At 44.5% G+C, this 2532-nt stretch carries 3 protein-coding genes and 1 pseudogene; 2 read left to right on the plus strand and 2 right to left on the minus strand.

Annotated elements, in window-relative coordinates; translation table 11 throughout:
• Positions 1–222: aldehyde dehydrogenase family protein (locus ACKOVI_RS06125; protein ID WP_509603205.1), on the plus strand; the 222-nt coding region annotated here is incomplete at its 5' end.
• A gap of 83 nt (positions 223–305) precedes the next feature.
• Positions 306–1055 carry a hypothetical protein gene (locus tag ACKOVI_RS06130; protein WP_509603206.1) on the plus strand — a complete coding sequence of 250 codons (750 nt, stop codon included), beginning with the start codon at positions 306–308 and terminating at the stop codon, positions 1053–1055.
• A gap of 6 nt (positions 1056–1061) precedes the next feature.
• Here the strand turns inward: ACKOVI_RS06130 and ACKOVI_RS06135 are convergent.
• Positions 1062–2300: pseudogene (locus ACKOVI_RS06135) on the minus strand (SulP family inorganic anion transporter).
• A 2-nt stretch (positions 2301–2302) separates the two neighbouring features.
• Positions 2303–2532: PGPGW domain-containing protein (locus ACKOVI_RS06140; protein ID WP_509603207.1), on the minus strand; the 230-nt coding region annotated here is incomplete at its 5' end.

A 2532-nucleotide genomic window follows, 5' to 3' on the forward strand; every position in this document is an offset into this window, starting at 1 on the left:
ACTGATTATGGCTTGATTAGCTATGTATATTCTGAAGACCTCAAGCGCGCTATCCGCTTCGCAGAAGCTATGGAATCCGGAATGGTTGCGATCAACCGCGGAATGGTTTCCGATCCTGCAGCGCCATTTGGTGGCGTCAAGCAATCAGGTCTTGGTCGCGAAGGTGGCTTCGACGGAATTCATGAATTCCTGCAGACCAAGTACATCGGCGTTGAGATTTAGTAACCTAAAGTAGTTTCGTGGACCAATCAATTCACGGCGAGTAGTTGGACTTCATCTCTATCCTTTGGAAAAAAGGAGCAGAAATGACAAAACCAACTTTTAAATATGTTCACGATCTCTCACCAGCCGATTGGATCTACAAGAATCTCACTCCCTACGACTGGGAGATTTTCAATCCACTATCTTCCCAAATTCCAAAGGGGTTTGAATCATATATTTCTATCCGGCATGACAATGCCCTTTGCGAAGAAGATAAAGGTTTAGTCATCGATTGGGAAATCTTTACCAAGAATTTAATGCCATTTACTACGACGCCAGATGATTGCTTCTATGCACTCTGGAATGGCTATGGAATTGATTTCGAAGAGAATCAGGCTGAATTATTTACGACACTTGATGAAAACGAGACAATAGTTCAATTAGGTGCTCATGAAATTCGGTATTTAGAATTTCCTTTGCAGCGACAGTACATTCTCTTTCGCGGCAAATTGCTAGACAGCCTTAATCTAAACTACAACGATCCACTATGGCACGGTCGAGAAAGACCGAATTATGCATGGCCATCAGATAAGAGTTGGATTTACTTCAATGAGATAGATTTTGAAGTTACATTACTTGGCGGAAGTGAAGAGCTAATTTCCGCAATAGAGCGGAATCCGTTTTACAAGACCGAGAGATTTCTACCGGATACCCCAATAAGAGATATTTACTTGGTAGCACCGTGGAATATGCCTGATATGTCTGAGTTTGATCAAGATAAACGCCATCACATCTCACTACGCTCTAGATTATCAAATGCGATAATCTCATTTGGTTTTAGAGTCGGTCGTTAATTCTAATCATTTTTTAGAACTACATATTGTTAGAAAATGCAGGATGAAGTGCAGGGCGATACCTACAAAGATTGCCCATATTAAATCAACGGCAATCGTGACAACCGCTGTAGCAACATAGGTCGTAATCTCCTGCCAAGTAGATCTGAGTTGCTCTTTGATGTTATGTGGATTGAGTATGCGCACTGATGTTCCGATGAGTACACCAGCAATTGCTGGTAGGGGAATTAGAGCGAAGACTGGCGAAAGCAGTAGGACAACAATTAAGAGAAATACCGCATGAATGATTGCTGCACTCTTGGTCTTGCCACCAGATCGAATATTGACGCTGGTACGTGCAATTGCGCCTGTGGCAGGCTGTCCACCGAAGATTGAAGCAACCATCGTGGCCAGCCCTTGTCCAAATAACTCTTTATTAGGGTGGAACTTCTCTTTTGCGTGAGTCATGCCGTCAGCAACGCGGGCTGCTAAGAGAGATTCAATCGCCGCAAGAAGCGCAATCAATATTGCCGGTGTAATCAGAGCTGACGAGAAGTGAAGTCCTGATCCCTTCCAGGTAAAAACATTTCTTGGTATCTCGCCGATTTTTGCAACATCGAGGTCGAGAACAGCAACGATCACAGTAGTGAAAGCAAGTGCTGCAAAGCTAGCTGGTACGTAAGGTTTTAAGTTGAGCCGTTCAATGACTTTGACGATATTGAACTTAACGAGCAAGGTAAGAAGCAGGATTGCGATTGTTGATGAGTGAACTCCGGTATCAATTGCACCTTTTACTGTGTTAATTGCGACCTGAAGAGTGCGATCTCCTTCACCTTTCACTACACCTAGTGCCATGGGTAACTGTTGAAGGGCAATGACAACAGCAATTCATAAGGTGAATCCCTCAACAACTGCCCAAGGAATTCGATTGATGATTCCACCGAGGCGCAGAACTGACATCGCAATCACGATTAACCCTGCCATGAGGCCCAAAACCGGAATCGATTCAATCCCATTCTTTGCAATCACAGGTATGAGGACAACCGTCATCGCACCAGTAGGGCCGCTTACTTGAAAACGCGAACCACCAAAGAGTGCTGCGATTAATCCAGCCAGAATTGCAGTTGCGATACCTGCCTGAGCAGACATGCCAGAGGTGATGCCAAATCCAATAGCTAGAGGTAGCGCAACAATTCCTACGGTTACACCAGCGACGAGATCCTTAAAGAATTGATCTCGCCCCAACCAGAATTCGGAAAGTTTCAAAATTACTGCTTTTTACGAACCTTATTGACCGCTTTGGAGACGTGATGTTTAGTGCGATTGAGAAGAACTTCAGCCCAAGCAAACTCAGTAGCAAGAAGTGCGAATCCTGCAATCAGGAGTGGTATTCCTGGAATTACAGGTAGAACTAATCCTGTGAGCCCTAAAACTACGAGAGTGCCACCAACGGTTGCGGCAATTACCCAACGCAGAGGATGAGGGAGGCGCTTCCAAT

It is taken from the genome of Candidatus Planktophila sp., from assembly GCF_046070465.1.
In the GTDB taxonomy this organism is placed as follows: domain Bacteria; phylum Actinomycetota; class Actinomycetes; order Nanopelagicales; family Nanopelagicaceae; genus Planktophila.

Bases quoted from the DNA above. Each gene is read 5' to 3' on its own strand.
- ACKOVI_RS06130 (WP_509603206.1), top strand. From the start codon at position 306: ATGACAAAACCAACTTTTAAATATGTTCACGATCTCTCACCAGCCGAT.